Genomic DNA, 3,027 nt, shown 5'->3' on the forward strand with positions numbered 1-3,027 from the left:
ATCGTGTTTGATAGGTGTAATAGATTTTGTGATTAGAACGCGGAAGATGCAGAAGAAGGCGAAAAGAGCAAAAAGAAAGCGGTAGGGCTGCCACCCTGACCGCTTAGTCACTGTCCTGCGTCACCCGCCACGACCTTAACAGTTCGCGGGCACCGCTGACATTCCGTATCTTAGCACATCCCCACTCGTGGTGCAGGGCATCATACGATCTTCGCAGTATCAGCCAGGTAACGATTTGCGCTGTCTGTGCCATGCCTTGGGTTCACTTCAGCACGCTTCCTGATCCGCAATCCTCACGCTTCACTCTCGCTTCGATGCCTGAAACCGTCCGCAAAGCACACCAGCGCCGCATGTATCCCGCCGATTACGTTTACGACGTGTCCGAATCCATCCCGGACAACATGGGGGCTTAGAACGGCTTAGAATCGCTTAACGATGGGGTAGCGTTTTGGGAACCCATCGCAATGCCTGTAGGGGGAAAGAGGGTAGCGTTTCGCGACCTCCTTGGTGGGGTGGGTCGGTAAACTGCCGACCCATAGCGATGCTGCCTGTAGGGGAAAGCGAGGGCGGCCGTGTCCCGTCGGAACCCGTCGGGGCGTGCCGCCCTGGCGAGGCCGTGTCCCTCCAATTGGCTGGAGAGGCGTACCTCGCACGGTGATTCTATCACCTGCCGCGCCGAAACTCGATAACGAAACGTTATCCAGTCCGCGCCATAGATTGAACCTAGCCTGTCGCGTGGCCTAGAATCGCTTGGGAAAAAGAGCGAGGTCGCCTCTAGTTTCCTATTTTTTGAAATTTGAAATTTAGCGCGCTCTTCTTTCTAGCTACCCCCACCGGTCCCCCCGTAGGGTGTACTTAAAATGGGACTGGGGGGGTACCTGCTGGATGCCGTGGCGGCGCGTGGCGGGCTATCTTGCGGCGCGGTTAGAAAGTATACACACGCGGCACGTACCGCCGCCATATCGGCTCAGAATGGCTTGCAGCTGATCGGACGGCGCGGCTATCCATCTTGTGCGTGCCAGGGCATACAAAAAGACCGCGAGCATACGCCCACGGCCTCATGGTTGGTTGTGCTTGTGTCTAGCCCTCGCGGGGCGGTGGATCGATCACCAGGGCATCGGGTGGCACCTTATCGCGCGGTAGTAACGCGAGCGAGTAACCGCACACGTCGGCCATACGGGCCATAGTGTCACAGCGTGGCACGCTACCCCTGCTTATGGCACTACTTATATAGCTCTCGGGTTTGCCAAGCGCCCTGCTTACCTTGTTGAGCGACAACCCACCCAGCCGGGCGGCCTGCCGTAATGCCTCGTACGTTTGCACTTTGTCGCCTCCTCCGCGTTACCAAGTATAGTAGCTTACTATTGCGTAGCTTGTCAACGTGTGGAGATATTGTGAACTATAGCTTAACTCTTGCGTAGCTTGTCACTTGTGAGTAGTATACATATCAGCGGCAAGGGAAAGCACGAAGCCCGAACCGCAAGCGGGGCGGCTCTCAATGGAAACGTTGGGAGGTGGTGGAAATGAAGCAGATAATCGTATTTCTAGCGTTGCTGATTATCTTGCTCGTAATAAGCCACTAGCCGCCAGCTCTCGAAGGTAGGCGGCTAGTGCAACACGTAATGACTGGCGGCCAACCAAGAAAGGAGGCGATGCCGTCCCGTTGATTGTAGCAAAAAGCCCCCGCATAAGCGAGGGCCACAACCCCGGAAGCGCAAAGCCTGGAAAGCCCGCAACCGGAAACGATGAAAGGATATCACATCATGACCGAGACGAGGAAAGCGGCACTGATAACCAGCGTAAAAAGCGCAGCTATGGACGTGCTGGCATGCCTTGAGAGGATCGAGGCGGGCGGCGGCGAGGACGATATGCAGATCATGTACGAAGCAGCGTGGGATACGTATTCCTGTGCGCTGGATTTGCGGTTCGATGGCGTGGAAGAGGTGGCAGCATGAGCGGGGAGGGGCGCCGCGTTCCCATTGACGTGCTGGACGGCATAGGGGATGTGGCGATCCGCACAGGCGAGCTGGCCGAGGCCATCGAGTGCGCCCACGTCGCGGCGACGTTTAAGGGGGAGGATTGCGGGGAGTTCGTAGGCGGCACGCTTGCTGTGCTGCTGCGTGAGGCAGATGAAGTGTACGGCATGGCCTCGGGGTTGCTCTCTGATGCGAAGGGGGCGGGGAAGTGAGTGAGGAACTTGTAGAGGTGGGCACGCCTGAGAGCCACTACGTGGCAATCCTCAAGGGAGAAGCTGTTTTGCTAGGCACGAAGCAGTGCCCCTACCAGTACGACTGTGAAGCAGTGAACGCCCCGAGCCGGTTTCAAGACGAGTTCGCCGAACGTATGGCAGACGAGGCCGTAATACTTGCTGAAATGCTGTTGCAAGCGAGAGGCGAGGAATGCACGCATGAGAGCCTAAACGCCGTTATGGAAGAGGCGAGGTTGCGTTGGGTGTCGAACCTGCGGGCACTGGAAGGTGCTGGCAAGAAGCTGCCCGATTGCGTCTTGGACGTGATGGAGGACAGACGGGCAACCGCTTCCTAGCCCACACCGGATACCTGGCCGTGTAAGTGGCTGCAAACGCTTACGCGATCCAGTGAGGCCGTAGCCTATAGGATAGAAGTACCCAACCGAGTAAATGCGCCCTTGCTGCCTTTGATGGCAGCGGGGCGCTTTGCCGTTTGATGGAAAATCTTGCTCGGGGGGATATAGGCGCTATGCCTCTGGGGTCGCCGCGGGGGCTGCGGGAGGGGCTACCCCTGCCCCTTTGCGAATGTAAGGTTTTGTTAGGTTCTGCCGTATCGGGTCCGCCTCGAAGTACACCAAAATCACCCTTGTGTGTAAATAAGCCCTATGCCTAAAGGAGGGCTAGACCATGGGGGCAAGGGTATGGCCCCCCCCGGTAACTGTCGGTGCATCGTCGGGGCGCATGAAACGCCTTCCTTTTTTGGATAAAAGGAAAAACAATCTTCCTCGGCGGTACCCCCCGCCGTTCCCCTTCTCGCCGCTAGAAGGGTGGTTTGGGGG

The 3,027-nt window shown here is 57.5% G+C and carries 4 protein-coding genes; 3 read left to right on the forward strand and 1 reads right to left on the reverse strand.

What is annotated here, in order from left to right; all coding sequences use genetic code 11:
* Positions 1-1,080 precede the first annotated feature (1,080 nt).
* Positions 1,081-1,323, reverse strand: a complete 243-nt coding sequence (locus RR842_RS13335) for a helix-turn-helix transcriptional regulator (protein WP_332730078.1) — start codon at positions 1,321-1,323, stop codon at positions 1,081-1,083.
* Between the two features lie 440 nt (positions 1,324-1,763).
* Here RR842_RS13335 and RR842_RS13340 point away from each other — a divergent pair, with 440 nt between their 5' ends.
* The 3 genes from RR842_RS13340 to RR842_RS13350 are packed head-to-tail and all read left to right on the forward strand — an operon-like array spanning position 1,764 to position 2,544.
* The gene (locus RR842_RS13340; RefSeq protein ID WP_332730079.1) at positions 1,764-1,955 is read left to right on the forward strand and encodes a hypothetical protein; all 192 of its coding nucleotides are present in this window, start codon (positions 1,764-1,766) and stop codon (positions 1,953-1,955) included.
* Entirely contained in the window at positions 1,952-2,188 is a 237-nt protein-coding gene (locus RR842_RS13345; protein ID WP_332730080.1) for a hypothetical protein, read from the forward strand. The genes RR842_RS13340 and RR842_RS13345 overlap by 4 nt, the downstream gene beginning before the upstream one ends.
* Positions 2,185-2,544, forward strand: a complete 360-nt coding sequence (locus RR842_RS13350) for a hypothetical protein (protein WP_332730081.1) — start codon at positions 2,185-2,187, stop codon at positions 2,542-2,544. Before RR842_RS13345 ends, RR842_RS13350 begins: the two co-directional genes overlap by 4 nt.
* Positions 2,545-3,027: the final 483 nt, after the last annotated feature.

This window comes from Gordonibacter sp., from assembly GCF_036667095.1.
Classification (GTDB): Bacteria; Actinomycetota; Coriobacteriia; order Coriobacteriales; family Eggerthellaceae; genus Gordonibacter.